The 21,316-nt window shown below is 59.6% G+C and carries 15 protein-coding genes; 11 read left to right on the top strand and 4 right to left on the bottom strand.

Features of this window, described 5'->3' with window-relative positions; all coding sequences use genetic code 11:
• Positions 1-75 precede the first annotated feature (75 nt).
• The 4 genes from C443_RS01395 (at position 76) to C443_RS01380 (ending at position 4,548) form a co-directional block, all read left to right on the top strand.
• Positions 76-1,356, top strand: coding sequence for a nucleotide sugar dehydrogenase (locus C443_RS01395; RefSeq protein ID WP_005533077.1), 1,281 nt, complete (start codon positions 76-78; stop codon positions 1,354-1,356).
• A 152-nt stretch (positions 1,357-1,508) separates the two neighbouring features.
• The gene (gene wecB, locus C443_RS01390; protein WP_005533075.1) at positions 1,509-2,624 is read left to right on the top strand and encodes a non-hydrolyzing UDP-N-acetylglucosamine 2-epimerase; all 1,116 of its coding nucleotides are present in this window, start codon (positions 1,509-1,511) and stop codon (positions 2,622-2,624) included.
• Between the two features lie 95 nt (positions 2,625-2,719).
• Complete coding sequence (locus tag C443_RS01385) at positions 2,720-3,694, top strand: DUF1616 domain-containing protein (RefSeq protein WP_005533073.1); 975 nt, start codon at positions 2,720-2,722, stop codon at positions 3,692-3,694.
• A gap of 185 nt (positions 3,695-3,879) precedes the next feature.
• Complete coding sequence (locus C443_RS01380; protein WP_005533072.1) at positions 3,880-4,548, top strand: class I SAM-dependent methyltransferase; 669 nt, start codon at positions 3,880-3,882, stop codon at positions 4,546-4,548.
• A 57-nt stretch (positions 4,549-4,605) separates the two neighbouring features.
• Here C443_RS01380 and C443_RS01375 read toward each other — a convergent pair whose 3' ends face one another.
• On the bottom strand, positions 4,606-4,902 hold the full coding sequence (locus C443_RS01375; RefSeq protein WP_311241339.1) for a hypothetical protein: 297 nt from the start codon (positions 4,900-4,902) through the stop codon (positions 4,606-4,608).
• A gap of 263 nt (positions 4,903-5,165) precedes the next feature.
• Here C443_RS01375 and C443_RS01370 point away from each other — a divergent pair, with 263 nt between their 5' ends.
• A complete protein-coding gene (locus C443_RS01370; protein WP_005533068.1) occupies positions 5,166-6,131 on the top strand; it encodes a glycosyltransferase family 2 protein in 966 nt (321 codons plus the stop codon).
• A gap of 226 nt (positions 6,132-6,357) precedes the next feature.
• Complete coding sequence (locus tag C443_RS01365) at positions 6,358-7,578, top strand: glycosyltransferase (protein ID WP_005533067.1); 1,221 nt, start codon at positions 6,358-6,360, stop codon at positions 7,576-7,578.
• On the opposite strand, the gene C443_RS01360 is transcribed toward C443_RS01365, so the two are convergent.
• The gene (locus C443_RS01360) at positions 7,575-8,792 is read right to left on the bottom strand and encodes a glycosyltransferase family 4 protein (RefSeq protein WP_005533066.1); all 1,218 of its coding nucleotides are present in this window, start codon (positions 8,790-8,792) and stop codon (positions 7,575-7,577) included. The genes C443_RS01365 and C443_RS01360 overlap by 4 nt on opposite strands.
• 222 nt (positions 8,793-9,014) lie before the next feature.
• On the opposite strand from C443_RS01360, the gene C443_RS01355 reads away from it, so the two are divergent.
• From C443_RS01355 to C443_RS01345, 3 genes are all read left to right on the top strand, one after another.
• Positions 9,015-10,007, top strand: coding sequence for a hypothetical protein (locus tag C443_RS01355; RefSeq protein ID WP_005533065.1), 993 nt, complete (start codon positions 9,015-9,017; stop codon positions 10,005-10,007).
• Positions 10,008-10,423: 416 nt separating this feature from the next.
• Positions 10,424-13,288 (top strand): Ig-like domain-containing protein, encoded by a 2,865-nt coding sequence (locus C443_RS01350; RefSeq protein ID WP_005533064.1) that lies wholly within the window; start codon positions 10,424-10,426, stop codon positions 13,286-13,288.
• 270 nt (positions 13,289-13,558) lie between these two features.
• Positions 13,559-15,364, top strand: a complete 1,806-nt coding sequence (locus C443_RS01345) for a hypothetical protein (RefSeq protein ID WP_049943812.1) — start codon at positions 13,559-13,561, stop codon at positions 15,362-15,364.
• A gap of 206 nt (positions 15,365-15,570) precedes the next feature.
• Here the strand turns inward: C443_RS01345 and C443_RS01340 are convergent, their stop codons facing one another.
• Both C443_RS01340 and C443_RS01335 read right to left on the bottom strand, forming a co-directional pair.
• Complete coding sequence (locus tag C443_RS01340; protein ID WP_049943810.1) at positions 15,571-17,082, bottom strand: chitin-binding protein; 1,512 nt, start codon at positions 17,080-17,082, stop codon at positions 15,571-15,573.
• Between the two features lie 387 nt (positions 17,083-17,469).
• Positions 17,470-17,691 carry a hypothetical protein gene (locus C443_RS01335; protein WP_152422993.1) on the bottom strand — a complete coding sequence of 74 codons (222 nt, stop codon included), beginning with the start codon at positions 17,689-17,691 and terminating at the stop codon, positions 17,470-17,472.
• Between the two features lie 468 nt (positions 17,692-18,159).
• Here C443_RS01335 and C443_RS01330 point away from each other — a divergent pair, with 468 nt between their 5' ends.
• Complete coding sequence (locus C443_RS01330; protein WP_005533060.1) at positions 18,160-19,410, top strand: glycosyltransferase family 4 protein; 1,251 nt, start codon at positions 18,160-18,162, stop codon at positions 19,408-19,410.
• Positions 19,400-21,274, top strand: a complete 1,875-nt coding sequence (locus tag C443_RS01325; RefSeq protein WP_005533059.1) for a heparinase II/III family protein — start codon at positions 19,400-19,402, stop codon at positions 21,272-21,274. The genes C443_RS01330 and C443_RS01325 overlap by 11 nt, the downstream gene beginning before the upstream one ends.
• Positions 21,275-21,316 lie beyond the last annotated feature (42 nt).

The raw sequence follows: 21,316 nt of genomic DNA, 5'->3' as shown, positions 1-21,316 counted from the left end.
CGAACCCAAACCCGACTGTCTGGAACGAGGGCAGCGCGGTGAATCACTCGGGGAACCACAGGAGGCCTCGGAAACGTGACTGTCTGCGTTCACGGGCTCGGATACATCGGGCTCGCGACGGCGGCACATTTCGCGAACAACGGCACCGAGGTCATCGGTTTCGATGTCGATGAAGACGTGCTTGAGCGTCTCAGCGAGGGCGAACCGACAGTCAGTGAACCGGACTTCGAAACGTACGTGCAGGACGCACTTGAGGGGAACTTGGAACTGAGTCGCCAGCCGCAACCGGCCGATGTACACCTAATCTGTGTGCCGACGCCGTACGACGAGATGAACGGCGAAGCGGACCTCTCCTACGTGAAAGACGCCGGGCGGAATGTGGCGGGCGTGCTTAGGCCAGGCGACACCGTGGTTCTTGAATCGACAGTCCCGCCGGGAACGACTACCGGCGTCCTTGCTCCGATTCTCTCTCGAGGAGGGCTCGATGTCGGAGACGTCGTGGAGTTAGGATACACACCGGAAACGGTGATGCCTGGGAATACGCTCAGCGAACTCCGGACGAACGACCGAATCGTCGGCGGCGTCGACGAGGCGTCTGTCAGTGCCATCGAGACCCTCTACGAGCCGCTCACCAGCGGGGAGATCCACGTCGCCGCTGACCCGACAACCGCCGAATTCGTGAAACTCGCACAGAACGCGAAGCGGAACGTCAGCATCGCGTACGCGAACACGCTCGCACTACTGGCCGAGAACTACGGCGTCGATGTGCGGTCCGCCATCAGTCTCGCGAACAACCATCCACGGGTCGATATTCTGAACCCGGGACCCGGCGTCGGCGGACACTGTCTCCCTGTCGATCCGCACTTCCTGAGCGACGGGACAGGTGCGACAGAACTACTCGATGTGGCGAGCCAGGTCAACGACCGGATGCCGGAACACGTCGTCAGAATGCTTGAAGACGCCGTCGGCACACTACACGGCAAGACCGTAGCCGTCCTCGGTATTACGTACAAGGGGAACGTCAGCGATACCCGGAACAGCCCTGGCTTGGAGGTCGCAAACCTGCTTGGAGACGTCACAACGGAGGCGCGCACGGCCGTGGACGGCGGGTGGGGCGAGAGTTCGGTTACTATCCACGACCCACGAGCGACGGATTCAAGGCTGCAACTCGTATCGCTTGATGCGGCAGTCGACAGCGCTCATGCGGTGATATTCGGAGCGGCACACGATGAATTCGCCGACCTTGATCCGGTGGCTATCGGTTCGAAGATGTCTGGACAGACCGTGGTCGACCCAGTCGACGTTATCGACGCGAAACGGTGGGCCGACTACGGATTCGATGTCCGGACAATCTGAGCCAAGCACGTCTCCGACAGGCAATACAATGGAGCGCGAAGCCGACGCCGTAGGAAGTTTATAACAATTCTGTTGGTCGCTCACGGAACCGGTATGGAACCGACTGGATGCGACCGGTATCGGCTGCTCGATCTGCGAAACCGGGGACTACAATGACTGCAAGCACCGTCGGCTTTGTTCTCGGAACGCGTCCAGAAATAATCAAGCTGGCACCTGTAATTCAGGAGTGTCACCGGCGCGGCATCGACACGCACGTAATCCACACCGGGCAGCATTACTCAGACTCGCTGGATGCGGTCTTCTTCCGACAGCTCGGGCTGTCGCCGCCGGATACAAACCTAGAGGTCGGCTCCGATGACCACGGAGCCCAGACTGGGGCTATGCTCGCCGGTATCGAGGCGGAACTCCACGATGTCGAACCGGCAGTCGTGTTCGTTCAGGGGGATACGAACTCGACGCTCGCGGGTGCACTTGCAGGGAGCAAGATGGACATCGATGTGGCCCACGTTGAGGCCGGGCTTCGGAGCTTCGACGACGACATGCCCGAGGAAACCAACCGGGTCATCATCGACCACATCTCTGACCACCTCTTCCCACCGACCGAGGAGACGGCGGCGCTACTCCGGAACGAGGGTATTCCGGAGGACCGCATCACGGTTACCGGGAACACGATCGTGGATGCGGTCCAGACTTACGACGATAGAGCGGCGAGCGAAAGCCAGATTCTGAGCGAACTCGGCGTCACAGAGGGGCAGTTCGACCTTCTGACCGCCCACCGAGCAGAGACGGTCGACGACCGCGACGCGTTCGAGCGAATTCTCAGTGGCGTCTCTCGGGCGAGCGCTCAAGCAGACCGGGAGGTCATCTACCCGATACACCCCCGGGCGGAGGACCGCCTCGAAGAATTCGGTATCGCGGTCCCGGACCGGGTCCGGCTCGTCGAGCCGCTGGGATTCTTCGATTTCCTCCGTCTGGAGAGTACGGCGGACGTAGTGTTCACCGATTCCGGCGGGGTTCAGGAGGAGACGAGCATCCTCGGGACGCCGTGTGTAACGCTCCGGTATGGGACTGAACGGCCCGAGACGGCGTTTGTCGGTGCGAACTGCGTCGCCGGTCGGGAGCCAAGCGGCATCGTCGCGGCGGCAGCGCAAATGCGTGGTAAAGCCGGCGACTGGACGACGCCGTTCGGAGACGGAAACGCCGCAGTCCAGATCCTCGATGCCATTCCGAAACTCGCTGTCGGTGAGGCGGTCACGGCGACGGAGTAAGCGGGCTCTCGGACCAGGCTTTCGAGAGTGGTACTACCGGTTGCCCATGTAGTAGTAACTGTTTTATTTTATTACTCCGCCTTCTCCAGCCGACAATGGCAACTGACGCAGACGCAGGCATCGAAGCGGATGCACTCCCGGCCGATCTGTTGCTGGTCGCACTCCTCGGCCTCTGGCACCTCGCCGCTGCTCAAGGATACGCCGGACAGTCGCCCATGCAGGCTGTTCTAGGGCTGGGAGCGGTGCTTGTCGCGCCGGGGTATGCTCTAGTTTCTCTCCTTTTCCCACGCCGTGCATCTGAGGCAGGGCTGTTTGAGGACCGGGGAGGGCGAATATCACCCGGTGAGCGGTTCGTTCTCTCGGTCGGGGCCAGTGTCTGTCTGGTTCCGCTGGTGGGGCTTGGGTTAGTCCTGCTGTCGTTCGGCGCGACCACCAGTCTGTTTCAGCTTTCTATCGGGGCCATGACCGTGCTACTCGCGTTTGTTGCGGCGGGCCGGCGGCTGGAGGTATCACCGGCGGAGCGTTTCAGCCCCCTGGGTTGGGTGATCGACGCACGGTCCCGGGCGTCCCTGAGACCGTCCGGTGGCGTCGGGGCGCTGCACGTCCTGCTCGTACTTGGCCTTCTGGTCTCCGGGACCGGAATCGGGTACGCGGCCATGTCGGCGGACCGGGGCGAGCAGTTCACGGAGTTCGCGCTAGTGTCTGAGTCCGACAACGGAGAACTCGTTGCGTCGGAGTACCCGTCACAGATTCCGCTCGGCAGTTCGGCGACGGTGCAGGTCACTATCGGCAATCACGAGGGACGGGATCTAGACTACACTGTCGTCGTCATCGCACAGCGAATCGAGAATGGTACCGTCTTGAGCACCGCACGGCTCGACCGGTTCAGCACCCGCGTCGCGGCGGGCGAGACAATCGAGCGGCCACACGAGATGACGCCCTCGTTGGTCGGGGAGAACGTCCGAGTGTCGTACCTCCTCTACCGTGGTGAAGCTCCGGTTGGTGCGAACCCGCGGCCCGAGAACTCGTACCGGCGCACTCACATCTGGGTCGATGTTACCAGCGGCTGACGCCACAGGAACGCTCGATAAAGACGACGTTGTTCTGGTCGCCACTACCGCTGTGGCCCGTTTCCCCAGTCAGTGGAGACGATTCCGAGGTCCGACAGGGTAAAAAGCGGCCGCTGAACTGTTGGATGTGTGGTGGTTAGTAACGCACTCATACTTTTGTTATTTGTAGAATATGTGTGAAAATCATGGTGTCAAAAAGTCGCTGGCACGAAGCACAACAAGCGGAGACGGAGTTCCACCAAGAGATTTCGCGGGGAGACCAGGAGCTGCGGTGGATAGACGAGCAGTTCGATTCCAGTAGGGACATCTTGGACGGGCGGGTGCTGGAGGTCGGATGCGGTACTGGTGGGCTCACGTATTCCGTCGCCGACTCCGTATCGGAGGTCCAGTTAGTCGTCGGCGTCGACCCGGTGTTTGGAAAGCTATCGAACCCGGCACTCAGCACCGAACCCGTAGTTCAGGCCGCTGGTGAATCGTTACCTTTCGAAGATAGTTCGTTCGATGTAGTCGCAAGCCTCAATGTGATAGATCATGCTATCCGCCCTTCGGCAATTTTAGACGAAATTTCGAGGGTATTGAAGACAAACGGGACGTTTCTATTCAAAATTAACACCTTTTCGCTCCCAAAGTTCGTTCGAAAGCGGATGAAATACGTCGACCGACCACACCTACACCACTTTTCTCCCTCAGAAGTCCGAGACGACCTCGCAGACCACGGGTTTCGTATCACACATGAATATGTTAATTCTAGGGAACTATTTGGCAGGCGTCTTGGCGACTGGGACCTGAAGTGGATCATCGCCACGACTGCCTTGCGCCTGAACACCCACTACATGAAGTGTGTCATCGATTGATTCGGTGCACTCTTGAACGGAAGGGAGTCGAGGATTGTCAGAGGTCGCCCGTCTTGACTACTGTGTTACGCTGGAGACGCGCTCAAAGAGGACGTACAGAGTGACGAGCCAACCGACGAGTTTAATCAGTAGCAGCCAGCGCCACCACCGCTCGTCGGCCACAGGAGGGAACAGCTCGCTAGTCACGAGCAGAGCTAGAAACATCGCAACGAGGTGTATCTGAATGGCGGTGATGCCGACGGTCCAGAGGGCGGCCGACGAGACGATACCCAGCGTCACGAAGGAGACGAGAAACCACCGGAACCGACTCCGTGTAGGTACTGCTACCGACATGGATGAGACCCACTCGTTCATCGACATGGATTGCGTACCAAAACCTAATATATCCTAACCAATAGTAATGGCTCTGAATACCTGCCGGCGTGGTCAATAATACACCGACTAACACATACCAGTTCGTCTGACTGTGTGTTATCCATCCTGTAATCGGGGCGCTCTGCCCACTGCAGGGATACTGTCTCGAATCGACGTTTTACCTCCGATCACGAGAGACGCCCCGCAGCCGGTAGCGATATTGTACTTAAATGTCATAGCACACAAAGTGGCACTCAGAATATATGCTGACGGGAGGGAACACCGACGACGAGCCTCCGCTCGTGAGTGTGGTCATACCTACGTACGGTCGGGACGAGGACTTGCCAGACGCGATTGATAGCGTGTTGGACCAACAGTACGAGCGGCTCGAACTCATCGTCGTTGATGACGGCTCGCCGACGCCCGTAGCGACCATGCTGCCGAAGCCGTTTTTGAACGACGAACGGATGACGGTCATCCGCCACGAAAAAAATAGAGGTGCAAACGTCGCCCGGAACACGGGTATTCAGACAGCAGACGGTGAGTACGTCGCGTTTCTTGATGATGATGACCAGTGGGACGAGACGAAGGTCCGAAAGCAGGTCGAGACCTTTTTACGGTCCCCGCCGGGGACAGGAGTCGTCTACACGTGGGTCAGACGAGAGCATCCAGCTGGAACGACAGTCTCCACACCGACCGCGTCGGGGGATATAGTCACCGACCTGCTTACGGGGTCGAACTTCGGGCAGTTCTCCTCCGTGCTGGTTGACACCGAGGCAATCGCGGACGCCGGACTCCCCGATGAGCGGTTTCCGGCGTGGCAGGACCGCGAGTGGTTCTTCCGGCTCGCCAAGTCCTGCGAATTCCAGCCGGTCGAAGAACCGCTTACCTACCGCCGGACCGGGCGAGAGGACAGCATCACCTCGAACTTCCAGCAGAAGCGCGATGTGGCTTATCCACTGTTCGTCGAGAAACACGGCGACCTCGCGGCGGAGTACGGCCGGTACTACAAACAGACCTTCCTCGCGTCCATGCGCCGCTCACTCGCACGGTCGGCGATACGCGCCGGAGAGTACGGCGAAGCGCGTAAGTACTTTTTATTGGCGTTCTTCGCCAACCCACTGCACCGCCCTGTCTACCCCCACCTGCTACCCTCGCTCGGCGGAAAATGGACCTACGAATCGATTGCGTTCCTGCGCCGGCGGGTCGCCGAGACGGTACCCGTGTAGCGGCCGGCGTCGCAGAACCTGTTTACGGAACGCCTCCCCGTAGCGGACTCTGAGCATCACCGAGTGTGATCGGCCTGCCAGTCCAGCTTCCGTCGACGCGAAACGGATACCCGAACCGACTACTTGGGGATGGTGTTGGGGAGGTCATGGATCGACTGGCGAATCCGCGTCGACACGACACGAATCCAGTGACTAACAAAGACTATCCGACGGCACTGCGACGGTAATGGACGCGCCGACGCTTTCGGACGATGATGAATTCGCTGCCCCGACGCGGGCGGAACGAAGTAGTTCGGTAGCGACAGGTAGTGACCGACCGCTGCTGGCGTTCTTTATTCCGGACCTCTCGGTCGGCGGTGCGGAGCAAGTCGCAATCACAATCATGAACGGGCTGGCGGAGCGCGGGTACGACATTGACCTACTCCTGTCACGCGCGAACGGTGAGCTCCGATCCGAACTCTCTGAACGGGTCTCCATCGTCGAATTGCCGCCGTCCAAGACGCCGGCGGTGGGGGTAGCCGCACATCTTCCAGCTCTCATTTCGTACCTGCACAGACAGAAGCCGGCGGCGCTGTTCCCCCACCTCGAACATCCGAGTATCGTCTGTCTCATCATCAACAGGCTTCTGGACGCCGAGACCACCGTAATCCCGACCCAACATTCGGCGTTCGGACACGAGGTCGAAGCGACATCGAAAGACCGGATTGTCGAACGAATCGTGCCGCGCCTCTATCCCGCATCGGACCGGATAATCAGCGTTTCAGAGGGGGTCGCCGACAGCCTCGTCGAGCAAACGCCCGTCGACAGGGACGACGTGTCCGTACTGCACAACCCCGTCGATGTCGAGCGGATCCGCGAGCGCGCCAGTCAACCGGTCGACCATCGGTGGGTGGAAGACAGCGACCGGGACGTGGTCTTGTTCGTCGGGCGACACGCGGGCCAGAAGAACCTGGACGGATGGGTCGGTGCATTCGAGCGAGTCGTGGATAAAAACCCGAACGCACGCGCGATAATCGCAGGCAAGGGGCAGTGCCGGGACGACGTTATGGCGACGGTCGAGCGGCGTGGGCTCTCCGACGTTGTATCCCTGCCTGGATATGTCGATAATCCATACCGGTATATGGCTAAGGCCGATACCTTCCTCCTCTCTTCGCAGTATGAGGGGCTACCGACGGTCCTGATAGAGTGTCTGTCGGTCGGCTGTCCGATCGTGTCGACGGACTGTCCGAGCGGTCCGCGTGAAATCCTCTCGGATGGAGAGTTCGGGACACTGGTGCCTGTTGGTGACGTGGACAGACTGGCCGACGCGGTCTGTGACACTCTGGCCGACCCACCCGACCCGGACCGGTTGCGGTCCCGCGCCGACGATTTCTCGCCACAGCCCGTGTTCGACGAGTACGAGCAGTTCCTCGACGAACACGTCTTTGCGGCCGCGACCGGTCGCTAGTTCAGTACTTCACCCGCCGGGAGTTTGCCGTCGGCGATGATTGCTTCGTGGAGGGTCGCCAGTCGTTGTCCGTGTGCTTCCCACGTCCAGCCCTTCGAGACTAGCCGTGCTTTACCGTTTGCACCCAGTCGCTCTCGTTTTTCACGGTCGTCGATCAGGCTGTTCAGAGCGGTAGCGAGTGAATCAGGGTCTTTTGCCGGAATTAGGAGGCCCGTCTCACCGTCTTCGACCTGCTCTGGAATGCCGGACACAGCGGAGGCGACGACTGCGGTCTCACTGGCCATCGATTCGTAGATCGTGTTCGGTCGGCCCTCGGCGTGGCTGGGGAGCATGAAAATATCGGCGGCGGCGAACCATCGGCGGAGACCGAGCGGCGGGACTTCCCAGAGCACCCGGTAGTTGTCGTGGTGGCAGGCTTTGAGTGCGCCGATTAGGTCTGTGCGGAGGTCGCCGTAATGGCCGACGAAAACGAAGGCCACGTCGTCACTACGGATGTCGTCCAGAGCCTCACATATCTCGTTAATGCCTTTCCTCTCGGTATACCCACCGCAGAACATAATGACAGTGGTGTCCCGATCGATTCCCAACTCCTGTCGAATCGCCCGCTCGTTGTTCGTCGGGTACCGCGATGGGTCCGCCCCATTCGGGAGCACGGTCGCTTTCGGCGTGTCGGTGATGTCGTTGGCGATGCGGGCGAGTGACTCGCTGACGCAGAAAATCCCGTCGGCGTACTCGAGGGTCTCTCTGATTTTTCTCCGGCTTATCTGTGAGAGGTCGTAGAAGTTGTTCAGAATCTTCCCGCGGCCCATCACCGTTAGCGGGAGATCGTTGCTCCGGCAGTACGTTGCTAACCCGTATCCATCGTAGTGGATGTGGCCGGCGTGACAGATGTCCGGCGTCTTGAAGTGTGCCGAGATGTACCCAGGAAGCATGTCCGCGAACGACCGGGACGAGAGCGTGTACTTGAACAGTTTTTGTGGTAGCAGGTAGAGGAATCTGGGGTAGTGGACCTCGTGGGAGCCGTAGTCGTGCTGGCTCGGGATTTCGCCGAATTCGGAGTATGGGCCAACAGGAGGCGCTCTTGGACGCGGGGTGATGACATCGACCTCGGTTTCTTTCCTACTGAGTGCCCTGATGGAGCGAAAATTGAACAGCCCCATGTACGGGTTGAACGGGTCCGGATGATTCATCGCGCTTACGACCGCACGGTACATGGAGGATAGCTGGCAGGGTCGGTCATTAAGTATGCATCTGATACTGACTGGCTCGCTTGCCGCCCGACATCGCCGAAGCCAGCCAGTTGGAGTATGCTTTCGTGTGCGCGACTGGGAAGTCGTAAGACGCAGTATACTCCGTAGCTGGCGGTCAATTGACAGGTTCGCAGGGCTCCGGGTAGAAGATATATAACTATACGAGTCTCTCCAGATGTCAGTGACATGAAGACTAATATACGCGATTGGCTGCGAACTCTGGCCGGAGGCCAGGTTGATGGGGGTGAGACAGGGCTCCGGTATTTTTTAGGCGGAGCTTACAACGGTATTTATTTCTCACTGACGACGCAACGCCCGCTCGGCACGAACGTCTACGACAGGGAGTGGGATCTGCTTATTGTACTGGACGCTTGCCGGGTAGACGCGCTGCGGGAAGTCGCACCCGAGTTCGAGTTCATCGATACGGTAGACAGCGTCTGGTCCACGGGGAGTTCATCACACGAGTGGTTGTGTAAGACATTTACCGAGGAACACGCGGATGAAATATCTGAGACAGTGTATCTCTCTACGAACCCGCACACACAGCCGACCTTCGAAGGCGGCAAGCGACCGCCACGGAAGTACATCACACCGGTTACGTGGGCGGACTGGAACGTGGTCGATGGAAGCCAATTCAAGCTCCTGAAACAGTTCTCGCGTTACCACCGGTACGAGGATCACTTCGACACTATCCCGCCGAACGTCGTGACTGATCAAGCAATCACGGCCGGACGGAGCCTCGACTTCGAGCGGATGATACTCCACTACTACCAGCCACATCGACCGCATGTGGCGGCCGCGTACAGGGAACAACGGGATATCACCGATGCAGAGGACCACCCGTGGGAGGCTATCCAGCGCGGGGAGCTATCTACGGAGGACGTCTGGGAGAACTACCTCGATAACCTCCGACTGGTTCTCGGTTCGATACGCCGACTGCTCGACAACGTAGACGCGGATCGGGTTGCCATCACAGCTGACCATGGCGAACTGTTCGGAGAGATGAAACAGTACGGTCACCCTGAGGGGATACCACACCCCCACCTCAAGAAGGTCCCGTGGGCGCTTACGTCTGCCACTGATAACGAAACGAGCACGCCGCGCGCGGACGCCACAGAGCAGGCGAAGCCGTCGAAGGCGGACGTCGAGGACCGTCTAGAGCATCTCGGTTACATATAATCTGGCGTTCCGACTCCCATCGCGAACGTCTGTGAGTGATCAGTTGCCGGCAGGAAATACGAACTGGTACGTATGTCGTATTCAAGAAGCTGTATCAAACAACCAGATATCTACATAAAGTAACAAGTTATAATACCGTACTCGGATCGAAGTCGGTACGGCATGTTAAGACCGAATTACTTTGATAAAGAGAATGCTACTGGGGCGAGGAGTCAGGACGAAGTAGAACACCGAAATCCGCACAAGAACGACTCTCTTGCGCCGATACCGGTAATTAGGAACCAGTTTACTGCGCCTGAAGCGACAACTGCAAGTACAAGTCTACGTGCTACCTTCGAAGAGAACGCAGCCACCATTAAGGGGCGAAAGTATATGAAAACCAACAAATCCTCCTGGAGCCGTCAGGGAGGGTTCCAATGACGAGACCAGCCTACGTACCCGACAGCGCCGAAGATATCACCGACCATGGGATAGGGAGCGACCACAACCCCAGCGATCCGGACCTCGCGTCTGCACGCGAGGTGCTGAGAGCGATTCACAGTGCGATGGAAGCCGCCGGGCCGAACGGGTCTATATTCGTTCCGGCAGGGACTTACTACTTCGGCAGTGAGGACGTCTACAGCCTGATAGAGATGGGCGGCAGCCAGCCGCGAGGTATCTCGGTGTACGGCGAGGGGCCCGACGCGTCTACGCTCGCAGTGACTGAACACATGGACCCTTCGGTCATCTCGAACCAGACAGCGTTTATTTACGACGGAGATGCGGACCACGGGAACGTTGATATCCAAGGGCTTACGCTTGACGTAAACGCCCCCAATCTGGGCAATCTCAATCGGCACAACGGCGGCGCGGACGGGTTTTCCCTCGCCGGTAATTCCCTTTCGTTCTCGGTATACAACGTCCGAATTACCGACACGTACACGCGGGGCATCAGGTGTCGTCAGTACCTCTCATCCGCGAAGTACTGTACCCTCGAGCGGATCGGTATCGAGTACCACAAGGACAGCGGGTCGAACACCCATCCGTTCGACTCACTCCAAACGCCGAGAGGCAGCACCACCGTCATCGAGAACTGTAAAATAAAGAACTGTCCGGGAAGTGCAATAAATATCCGTTACAACGACGGAACGTATCGGATCAAAAATGTGTATGCTGCCGGCACGGGCAGCCAATTCCTCAAACTGTCGGCCGGAGAGACGGTCGAACTGCGACGCATTAACCACACAGCGTACACGTCGGAACTGGCATCACTCCTCCCGGACGAACCGAACGACGGGTTCCTCGGCCGGCACTTCATCCAGAGCCTGGGCGACCGCGGGGACACCAACGTGACGCTGGATATGGAGCAGGTATCGACGAAGAACCACACGTCGTATGCGTTCCAGGTTCGTGATACTGTGGGTGGCCCATCGGATATCACTTGGGTCGGCGACAGAATCGCGTTCGCCGGCTCGAACATGTACAACGACGACGAGGTCATCCGCGACCGACAGGGAGTCGCGTTCAGGAACGTCGACGTGGGCGAGATGTCGGTCCACGACACCGACGCGCAGGTGTTCGAAACCGAGGACTCGTCCGGGACCATCGCCACGCTCTCGACGAACAACGTCGGTGGCCTCGGAAAGACGGGCGGCATCGACATCAGCAACCATCTCACGGGCGAGAGTCCGCTGAACGTGGACGTTCCGGCCGAAAGCGAGGTCGGGGCAAAGACGCAGAACAGCACCGAGGAAGAGACGACCCAGACCACAACGGAGGAGTCACAGACCAGCCTTCCGGACTGGACACCGCGGTGGGACGGCGACCCATCGAACTGGTCGGTCGTTTCGGGCGATTCCAACACCGGCAACGCGTACGTCGAGTTCAGCGCTAGCTCGGCCGACTCACACGCGATGTCTTGGGACGACGTTGGCAAGCACGCCGATACCGAGGTGCTCGGACTGGTTCGCGTCGGGTCGGCGAGCACTGGCAGTGACGGCTGGGGCCGCCTTATCGGGCGCGGCGGCGTCGACGCCAGCGGGAACATGGTCGGCTACTCGACGTGGTTCGTCCAATCTGACAGTGACATCAAGCTCCGCGTCGAGAAAGACTTCGGCGGATCACAGACCACACTGGCCGAAACCACGGCTGCGTCCAACCCGCTTGAGGAGTGGAGCTATCTTCGGCTTCGCATCGAGGGTACGTCCGTGAAAGCCAAGAACTGGAGCTATGGCTCCACGGAGCCCGACTCGTGGGACATTGAGGTCACCGACGGAGACGTCACCGACTCCGGATGGACCGGAATCGGGTCTTGGTCGGGCGACGCACAACTGTTCGACTTCTTCAGCGTCGGGACGAACGGCGAACCGGCGCGGCTCGACGACGCCAGACCCGAGATAACGTGGCGACAACCCCTCGCCGAGGAGACGGTCGATGGGACGGTCACGCTGCAAATTAGTGCAACCGACGCTGAAGACGCCGCCGGCTCCCCGAGCGTCGAGTACCGCGTCGACGGTGACACCTGGTCGACCGCGTCGTACAACTCGAACACGGGGTACTACGAGGATTCCTGGGACACTACTTCGCTGTCGGATGGCACCCACACGCTCGATGCTAGAGTGACCGACTCGGCCGGGAACACGGATTCGAGCAGCATCACGGTCACCACCGACAACAGCGGGACCGGCCCCGCCGTCGACACCCTCTCCGTGTCGGAGATCGAGACCGACACCACCGATGCAGCCTTCGCAATCGACTGGGGCGTCAGCGACTCGGATGGCGACCTCTCGACCGTCGACGTTGGCCTGTACGACGAAACGGACAACGCGCAGGAAGACACCACCACCGTCGACGTCTCCGGTAGTTCAGCGACCGGCACGACCGAACTGACGGCGAGTGGCGACGGCGGTTCCGGGAACGAGTACACCGTCGTGTTGACCGCGACCGACACCAGCGGGAACGGCACATCCGCGACTGCAGCGGTGTCTGCGGCGGCGGACGGCACGAAACCGCAGATCGGTCGGTTCAGCGTTTCCGAGTCCCAGCAGGGCGACGACAGAGCCGACATCACTGTTGTGTGGGACGTGTACAGCAGTGACCGCGAGCTTCAGTCGGTTACAATCGACGTCGCTGACTCGAACGCCACAGTAGAGAACGTCCAGTGGGATGTCAGCGGGAACGCGGCTTCGGACATCGATATGTTCAGTATCGACCAGGTGAGCGCGAGCAACTACGATGTCGCTCTCACAGTCGTCGACAGTAACGGGGAATCCGCCTCCGCCACCAAGTCTGTGAGCGTCTGAGAGTCCGAGAGCGCCGCTTCCTCTGCCAATCCCGATACCGGCGAATTCCCGCGGTTCGTGCGGTCCACGCTTTTTTGTTTTGTATCTGTCTGAACACCGTGGGGAATCAGTAGCGATAGTGTTCGCGGACTCACAGCATGTTAGGAGCGTACTAACAATGATATCGACTAGTCTACGGACGTAGTACGAATGACGGGGGCGATCTGGGCAGGTACCGGACTGGGCTGTACAAGTACCCGGCAATTGAGTAATGTCTGTAGGTAAGCATCCATGAGCGAAGGCTCGTCGCGCGCTTGGTTCGCTCACTCCCGGGCGTCGAGGATGATTGCGGCCGTCGGCGTCCTGCTGCTCGTGGTCTCGACAGCGATTGTGTTGACAACGCCACCAGCCGCTGAGTACGAGATATCACTCTACGAATCATATCCCGCCCCGTTCTGGGGCTGTGTCGTCGGGTCGCTGTTCGCCGGTGCGTTACTGATATTCGGGAGCATCGGACACCAGGACGAACGGTCTTGGATCTTCGGCACCGCGCTGATGTTGGCGACCGATGCGCTGTTGCTGTTGATGCCGCTCATACGGGGCTACGTCATGTACGGTGACGCCGACCCGCTCACGCATCTGGGGTACGTACAGGACATCGCCAACACCGGTACTACCGGGGCGAACATCTACCCGCTCGCGCACCTGCTCGTATTCGCCACCGCTGACGCGACTGGGCTCGAGACGATGACGCTGGCGATGCTGATACCGGCAGTTTTCTCTGCTGTATATTTCGGAGGCATGATTTACCTGCTGTTTCAGGTGGCCGATTCTCGGCGGGGGTTCCTCTTGGGGCTCCCCTTCGTCTTGCTACCGATACTCGGCTACAGCCATCTGTTGTTTCGCCCGTTTGATTTCAGCATTCTTCTGATACCGGTCGTCCTGTATCTGTTTTTCAAGAGTCAACGATATCCGACGCCGGCCATCAGGGCAGCGCTCGTGCTTACGCTCCTGAGTCTCCTCCTGTATCACCCGCTGACCGCCGTGTTCGTCGCGGGGGTATTCATGCTGTACTACGCCGTGCAATACGTCCCTCGAGTACGGACGATATATCGAAGTCCAACGAGCAGTTTCGGGCTGTCGCTTGCGATAATTCTGAGCTGGTACTCTAACTTCCCCGGAATTATACTTCGGTTCGACACGATCTATCGCGTGCTCTTCGGGACGGAAAGCAGTGATGCACCCGTCCAGGCGTACGCCCAGACCGCAGCGGAGGCAACCCCTGCCTTGATCGACGTCGTTCGGTTCATTACGTTCCGGTTCGGCACCGAGTTGGTGTTGTTCGTGCTTGGTGGTGGCCTGTTCGGGGTTGCGTTCCTGCTCACTGTCACAAAGCGGTACGAACTGGACAATCGGACGACTGTGATGGGGGCAGTCCTTGGCGTGTTCGGGATTGTCGGACTGTTGTTCCTCCTTCTGGACCTCATCGTCACGCAAGAGCGTCCTTGGCAGGTGGCCAAGATCGGCACAGTGCTCCTGCTTGGTCCCCTGTTCCATACGTTCTGGAGTCGGTATAAGCGGCGCAGTCAGTCGCTTACCCGCGGTTCAAAGTCAGTGGTCACGGGCACTATATTGGTGCTCGTCGTGCTGTCTACGCTCACGCTGTACCCGTCGCCCTTCTCGGGAATGACCAACGACCAGGTCACGGCGATGGAAGTCGAGGGCAGCCAGTGGCTGACTGAACACGAGACCGGAAGCAAAGAGCTGTACCACTTCGACATAGAGTATCGTCGGCTCCATCACGCGGAACACGGCGTCAGCGCGGGGTTGCCGTTCTGGGAGCAGTTCCTCCCTGCGCACTTCAATTACACTACGAACCGGTACTTTGGCCAGAACTACGACAGCGGGAAGTACGTGATGATAAACAGGAAAGGGCGTATCTTCTATCAGGAGACGTTCCCGGATTACCCACAGCGGTGGAAGTACACCTCGCAAGACTTCCAGCAGTTCAACCGAGATAGAACTGTCGCTCGCTCCTACGACAACGGCGACCTCAGGATATACTCGGTGAACGGAACCAGAGCACAGGGAGCATAACGGGGGTGGCGAAAGCCATCGACGCAGATTGGAGCGCTGCCGTAGTCGTGTAGTCAGCACATCCCCGTTTGACTGGTCCTGTAGACGGGGACTGGGATTGCTTGCTGCCGGCCGTGTACACGTGTGTGGAGGCGCGTAGAACATTCGACATGTAACCCAGCGAATAGAGAAACCCGGACGCTATCTCTCGCTGTCGAATCCGACGGTCAGTCCTTGCCCGGGTCGAGCGGTCCCACACCGACCTCGCCAATAGTGGGGACCGTCGGACGGGACTGTTCCCGGCTGAGGTCGCTCACGTTGATGGAGACATTCCCTGCGTCGCCGAGCCCATCCGTATTGGAGTAACTGAACGTCTCTATGACACCCTGGGAGTCATCGAGCATGAACACCTTCGCGTTCGAATTGTGTACCGACAGACGGGAGATGTCGATATCGGAGAACCGCCCCTCACCGTGGTCTCGAATGACTGCGTCGTCCCGGGCACGGTTGGTGTTGTAGATCTCGATCATGTCCCCGTTCCATATCACGTTCATTGGCCCGCTGCCGATTTTGCTCTGTGCTTGGAACGCGTAGTCGGCCATGTCTCTGGAGAGGACGTTCTCCATAATCACAGTAGTCGGGGTCGTCCCCCGGTTTCCGAGGTTGTTGATGAAAAACCGGCCATGAAAGTCAGGCCCGATGTCCCGTTCGTCGACCTTCCGTTCGAGGGACGGGGTGTTCGCCCTGTGGTAGATGTTCTTCAGTTCTACGGCCTTCCCGGCAGACATCTTGCACAGTCCGGATCCCGTACCGCGGACGTAGCAGTTGTGCATCTTGGTGACCCCATCGCCGAAACGGATGTTGACCGCGTTCCCTGCACAGTCGAGAAAACAGCTGTTCTCGATGATGAGTTCGTCGCCTGCTTGTGGTCGGACAGAGATGTGATGGGAGTTTGACCGCCCGTTGGTCTCGTTGTGTCGCCCGATGCCGTTGTCCTGAAATGTGCAGTTTCTCACCGACCTGAGGACGGCGCGACCCCGAACGCCAGCCAGATGCCAGCCCCGTATCCACGCGCGTTCGAGATGGAAGTCGCCGGCCATCGACATTTGCAGCCCCCAGGAACCGCCACCGTTCTCGGCAAGCCCGGTGACATTCTCGTAGTTGCCGTCCAGTTTGATGTCTTTTACTTCGACGGAGCCGTGTTCGTACCCGTCGTACCAGATGAACGCGCTCTGGTTCGGACGGGTGTCGGCAGAGGCGTGTCTGGTGATCGCCAGCGTCGATTTATCGGCTCCCGCACCGATGATTGAAACGCCTGGTGGTCCGGTCTTCCCGAACTCCACGTACGGACTGAAGCCCGAATCCTCGCTGCCGAAGTAGTACTCGCCTTCCGGGACGTATATCGCCCCTCCCTTGCCGGCGGCTTCGGCAGCCGCGAGGATGGCATCAAGGTTTCGCCTCGCCGCGGCCAAACTGGGATCATTCGGGTTCGGTTCCGAGCCGTAGTCGCTGATGCTCTCAGCGTCCCGCGGCATCTTGGACTCTTCGGTATGCTCCGTGGACGTCGCAGTCGGTCGGACTGACGCCTCTGTCGAGCCTGCAGTCCCGTTTGGGAGGTCGCCACCACCAGTGTCGACACCCGGAAGCCACCCGTAGAGCACGCCCGAGACACCGGCTACGATACCGCCGGCGAGAGCGATGAGTTTCCGACGGCTAAGCACCCCAGAGCCAGCGGTCATGACAGATATGCACAAGTCGTATTGTTCCGTGAGTTGGATTGGATAGAGTGGTACTGTGGACGGATGGAGGGAATCATGTTACTCGTCTCAAACTGAGATGCTTAGGACATTAGTATAGGCTTCCTACAGAGAAACTCGCAAAGTGTCCCTGAATCCCTCCGTTGTACCCTTGTCAACGTTGGAGAGTCGGGTTCGATCCGGAGTTTACACTCCGAGTTTCAGTTTGTACCAAGCGATGATATCTGACATCAGGAACGGCTGGAACCGGAACAGTTCGTGTTTACCAGCCGATATTTGGATAGCGTATAGTACTATCAGCAGTTCGGACCGAGACGGAGCCTCTCAATGCAAACTTGCTCGACAGACTCGGATGCCGGTCTGGACTCGCTACACGTACTCGCTGAAATCCGTCATGTGGGTGTTGGTCTCTTTACCGGAGATGCTCACACCTAGGCTGCCGACACCGACGACTGCAGTTACTGCTGACAACCCGAACTGGAAGAAACTCCGCCTGTTAAGGTTTACTTTACCACGCCCATCTGTGTTTAGAGTGTCTGAAAGGCCCGATTTATCTCGATCGTCGTCAACCGCGTTGTGCTTATCGAACATACACATACGTTTGAAGTAGGTATATGCTAATTAGCCGTTCTTACACTGTGTCGACAAAGTAGGTAGCTTTTAGCTCCTTATGTGGGTGAAGTAGTTACCACATAAGCCCTCATCCGTGCTGGTTTGCCATACGAGCGAATCAAATATGATAAAGTAATCATGTAGTACTGTGCGGAAAGGAGAGATTATACCAGCCAGACGGGGTGGTGTCTGGTTAGATTCCGAAGTCAGTCTTGACGCCAAAACGGGACGCACGTTCCGGGATACACGGTCGTCGTGAAATGGTCTCGGGACAAGAGAACGCATAATTGGCCCATCCCCGAACCGACAGTGGAGTATCAGACGCATACTAATATCCCTGTCAGGAATACGATGCAATGATCCAATGAACAGCGACAGGCCAACCGACACGTCATCGTCGTGTGAGAATCGTCCGGGAGGGACAGTCGCGGCACGCACGTGGCTCCGATGACCACTGACTTCGTCATCGTCTCCCAGCGGTACCCGCCCGAAAAAGGGGGGAATGCGTCGAGAATCCGCGACACGGCCGTCAACCTCGACAACGAAATCGGTACGACAGTTCTGGCACCGCTCTCGTGTTATCCGCCGGGAAACTTCGCTCGGACGTGGGAGCGCAAGCGGACCGAACACGACGACGGAGTGGTCGTCCACCGTCTGTGGACGTGGCAACCCCAGACGGAGAACCCCTCTCTGCTCCGGCGACTGCCGTACTATCTCGTCTTTGCGCTTCACGCGGCGCTCTGGCTGGTGGTCAATGTCCGGCAGTACGACGTCGTCATGACTTCGACACCACCGATTACCACTGGGCTCCCCGGGATCGTGGCCGTCGCCATCGGGAAGCCGTGGATCGTCGATGTACGCGACCTGTGGATTGAGAACTCGATTGCTCTGGGATACATCACAGCGAACAGCCCGCTGGTGAAAGCCGGACGTGCGTTCCAGTCGGTCGCGTTACACACCGCCGACCGGATTACCGTGACGACAGAAACGCTCGGCGATGCCGTCACCGACGCGTACGGCGGCGAACTCCGGGACCGGGTGCGTGTCATTCCGAACGGCGTCGACACCGACCGGTTTACACCGGAGACTGGGGCTGGCGATGCAGAAGACAGAATCGTGTACACGGGGAACATCGGGAGCGCACAGGCACTCGAACCGTGTATTCGGGCGATGCAACACGTGTCGAACGACGACGCCGAACTCCTGCTGGTCGGCGATGGGGACGAGGTGTCCCGACTCGAATCGGTGACGGAGCACCTCGACCTCGAAGACAGCGTGGAATTCGTCGGACTAGTGGACCGTGAGCGGATCCCGAAGATTCTCAACGATGCGACCGTCGGCCTGGCGCCGATAAAGGACAGTCCGGAGCTCGATTACGCGATGCCCACGAAGCTTTACGAGTACCTGGCGTGCTCGTTGCCGGTCGTAGTCACCGGACGGGGAGAAATCGAACGGTTCGTCACGGAGACCGCGGCGGGTATACACACTGAGCCCGATCCGGAACGCATCGCGGCGGCAATCGACACCCTCCTCAAAAACCCTGAGCAGCGGACGTCGATGGGTCGGGACGGGTACCGGCTCGTAACCGAGGAATACGACCGCGAGGCCATCGCAGGCCGACTCAGCGAAGAACTCCGAGCGCTGACGGCTAGTGAACGACAGGCACCACGCGCGGCCCCGAGTCCCGATGATGACTAAGCCGATCCGCGTGCTTCCGTCGATGGCCAGACTGTACGGTCACACGCTCACGCGGATGGAGCCGGCTCAGATCTTCGGGATGGCCGAACGGACGGCCCGTAACACCGTGCTCGCCCGGCTCCCGGTCGATTTCGACGAGCGCTACGACAACGCGGTTCCCGAGCGGCTATCTGTCGCGACAGCCCCACTTGAAGCGGACCTCGACGTGCTCCGGGGTGCACTCTCCGACTCGACCGTCCGATCGTTCCAGCGGCGGAGCCGCCGGGCGGCCGACGGCGAGGTGACGTTTCTCAACCGGACGGTCCAGTCCGATTCGCCGGCCCACCCCGACTGGTACGACCACGGGGCCGACAGTTATCCGTTGCTCTGGCCGCTGAAACTGTACGCGTTCGAACCGCTCCGGTGGGCAGTGCTGGGATTCGAGGACCCGCAGGCGGCTCCGGAGGAGGTCGTCGCGGTGTTCGACCAGTGGATCTGGGACTGGACCGACAGCATCGACATCGGCCGACCCGGCTACCTTCGCAGTGCGTGGACGCCATGGGCAGTCTCGCTTCGGACACAGACGCTGGCGCGGTACCTAGCGTGGCGAACCGGCGGTTCTCAGGAAGGCGTTCCTGAGGGACTGAGCGAAGCACTTGTCGGGGAGATATACCGAAATTCGCTCTTCCTTGCCAACCACGTGGAAGGTGACGTCGGCGGCAACCACCTCGTTGAGAACGGGCTCGCACTGCTCATGGCTGGATTGTTGTTCCCTGACGCCGACGAATCCTGGTTCTGTACGGGGCGCTCGATACTCGGCCGTACCGGAGCCAAACAGTTCCTCCCCGACGGCGGCCACTACGAGCGGTCGCCGATGTACCACGCGATTGTGATGACGCGGTACGTGACAGCCTGCTCGTTACTGGCGGCCAGCGAGCGAACGTCCCCGGCCTGGTTGACGGCGATGACGGAACAGGCTGTGGCATACCTGCGATACCTTTCACCACCGGACGGGCGGCTCCCGCTGTACAACGATGCCGTCTTCGGGCAATCGCTCCCGTTGATGGACTGCTTGGGATATGCCGAGAGCGTCGGGTTTACCGCCGATGACCGGGCCGTTCCGTCACACAGTCCCATGGGCGCTGAGACGGGGTATTACTGGCTCGACACCGACCACGGGCGGTTACTGGTAGATGGTGGGCCTGTGGGGCCTTCCCATCTGCCCGGGCACTCCCACAACGACATGCTGAGCATCCTGCTCTGGGTCGGCGGGCAGCGCGTGCTCACAGATACCGGTGTGTACGATTACGCCGACAACGAGCGGCGGCAGTACGCCCGAAGTGTCGCCGGCCACAACACTGTTCAGGTTGGTGAGGCGGAGCCTATCGAAATCGGTGGAAAGTACCTCATGGGCGCGCGGACGGAACCGACGGTCGACTACGGGGGGTCGGACCCGACCCTATTCAGAGGACACTACGAGACAGCCGCCACCGCCCCAGCGTCGTACCGACACGACAGGACGATTCTCGCTAGCGACGACTGGTGGTTGGTCCGGGACGAACTCCAGGGGGCCGACACGGAGACCGAGCCGAGCGTCTCTCGGCTCCACTTCCATCCGGAGGTCGCAGTCTCGGTCGGGGATTCGGGGACGGTGCGGGCGACTGGCGGTGACGACGACTCGACGCTGCTCAGCGTCCATCCGCTCGGCGTCAGTGACGTTCGGACGACGACGACCGAGTACTTTCCGGAGTTTGGCGTCGCAGAAGAGCGACAGACGCTAGAACTGGAGGCCGAGCCGGAGTCGGGAACGACGGCCTTGGGGTACCTCCTCGTCCCGTCGGCCGGTGGCCACAGAGCGCCCAGCCGTTCGGATGGGGACAGGTAAGCCAGCCGGGACCGCTACCGAGACGGTCGGCTTGACAACGGG

This window comes from Haloarcula argentinensis DSM 12282 (genome assembly GCA_000336895.1).
GTDB classification, from domain to species: Archaea; Halobacteriota; Halobacteria; order Halobacteriales; family Haloarculaceae; genus Haloarcula; species Haloarcula argentinensis.
The sequence above is the reverse complement of the archived record's forward strand: the minus strand, read 5'-3'. Positions and strand labels throughout refer to the sequence as shown.

Coding starts and splice junctions, on each gene's coding strand:
- C443_RS01365 (WP_005533067.1), top strand. CDS start 6,358: ATGGACGCGCCGACGCTTTCGGACGATGATGAATTCGCTGCCCCGACG.
- C443_RS01375 (WP_311241339.1), bottom strand. CDS start 4,902: ATGAACGAGTGGGTCTCATCCATGTCGGTAGCAGTACCTACACGGAGT.
- wecB (WP_005533075.1), top strand. CDS start 1,509: ATGACTGCAAGCACCGTCGGCTTTGTTCTCGGAACGCGTCCAGAAATA.
- C443_RS01340 (WP_049943810.1), bottom strand. CDS start 17,082: ATGACCGCTGGCTCTGGGGTGCTTAGCCGTCGGAAACTCATCGCTCTC.
- C443_RS01325 (WP_005533059.1), top strand. CDS start 19,400: ATGATGACTAAGCCGATCCGCGTGCTTCCGTCGATGGCCAGACTGTAC.
- C443_RS01355 (WP_005533065.1), top strand. CDS start 9,015: ATGAAGACTAATATACGCGATTGGCTGCGAACTCTGGCCGGAGGCCAG.
- C443_RS01360 (WP_005533066.1), bottom strand. CDS start 8,792: ATGTACCGTGCGGTCGTAAGCGCGATGAATCATCCGGACCCGTTCAAC.
- C443_RS01385 (WP_005533073.1), top strand. CDS start 2,720: ATGGCAACTGACGCAGACGCAGGCATCGAAGCGGATGCACTCCCGGCC.
- C443_RS01350 (WP_005533064.1), top strand. CDS start 10,424: ATGACGAGACCAGCCTACGTACCCGACAGCGCCGAAGATATCACCGAC.
- C443_RS01330 (WP_005533060.1), top strand. CDS start 18,160: ATGACCACTGACTTCGTCATCGTCTCCCAGCGGTACCCGCCCGAAAAA.
- C443_RS01370 (WP_005533068.1), top strand. CDS start 5,166: ATGCTGACGGGAGGGAACACCGACGACGAGCCTCCGCTCGTGAGTGTG.
- C443_RS01345 (WP_049943812.1), top strand. CDS start 13,559: ATGAGCGAAGGCTCGTCGCGCGCTTGGTTCGCTCACTCCCGGGCGTCG.
- C443_RS01380 (WP_005533072.1), top strand. CDS start 3,880: ATGGTGTCAAAAAGTCGCTGGCACGAAGCACAACAAGCGGAGACGGAG.
- C443_RS01335 (WP_152422993.1), bottom strand. CDS start 17,691: ATGTTCGATAAGCACAACGCGGTTGACGACGATCGAGATAAATCGGGC.